Below are 1016 nucleotides of genomic sequence, written 5' to 3'. Positions count from 1 at the left end.
CGCCGCGGACGCCGCCGCGCGGAGCGCCCGGGTCGACGCCGAGCTGGCCGCGGCCCGCGCGCTCGCCGACCGGCACGCCCGCCGCGACCGCGCCCGCCAGGACCTCGACCGGCTCACCGCGCAGGAGGCCCAGCTCGTCCCGCTGCGCGCCCGCGCCGACGCCGGCCGTCGCGCCGAGGTGCTGCGCGACGTCCTGGAGACCGCGGGGCGCACGGCGCTGGCCGCCGAGCAGGCGGCCGCCGCGCTGGCCGACGCTCGTGCCGCCTGGGCCGAGGTCGGCGAGCACGCCGACGCCGACACGGTGCGGGCCCGGGAGCTCCGTGACTCGGCCGCCGCCGCCCGCGCCCTCGTGCCCGAGGCCGACCGGGCGGGCACGCTGGCCCGTGACCTGGCCGCACTCCAGGGGGACGTCGAGGCGCTCACCACCCGGTGTGCCCAGGGCGCCCGGGCCGCGGAGGGGTGGCCGGAACGGGTCGCCACCGCGCAGGCCCGCCTGGACGCGGCGCTGGCCGCCGCGGCGACGGTGCCGGGTCTCACCGCCGCCGAGGAGGGCGCCCGCGCGGCCCTGGACGCCGCCACGCGCGCCGAGCAGGTGGCCGCGCGGGTCGCGTCAGCGCGGACGGCCGCCGAACAGGCCCGCCTCGGGTGGCTCGAGGCCCGCGAGCAGCTGGTCGAGCTGCGTGCTGCCCGGCTCGACGGGATGGCCGCCGAGCTCGCCGCCGGGCTGGCCGACGGGACCGACTGCCCGGTCTGCGGCTCAGCCGCGCACCCGCGGCCCGCCGTCCCCACCGGCCGGGCCGTCTCCGCCGACGACGAGGAGCGCGCCCGGGCGGCGGCCGACGCCGCCGAGGCCCGCGCCTCCTCCGCCCGGCAGGCCGTGGACGAGCGGGAGCGCGAGCTCGCCGTCCTCCGTGCCCGCGCCGGTGACCTGCCGCCGGAGCAGCTGGCCGCCCGGGCCGCCGGGACGCGGGCCGAGCTGACCGCGGCGACGCGGCTGGCCGGGTCGGCCGCCGCCG

At 83.5% G+C, this 1016-nt stretch carries 1 pseudogene; it reads left to right on the top strand.

Annotation, left to right across the window (positions count from 1 at the left end):
* Nucleotides 1-1016, top strand: a pseudogene (locus MY520_RS27890) (SMC family ATPase); the annotation flags it as partial.

Origin of the sequence: Geodermatophilus sp. CPCC 205506, assembly GCF_051383635.1 — a bacterium.
GTDB lineage: Bacteria > Actinomycetota > Actinomycetes > Mycobacteriales > Geodermatophilaceae > Geodermatophilus.
This window is presented reverse-complemented; position numbering and strand designations above follow the sequence as displayed.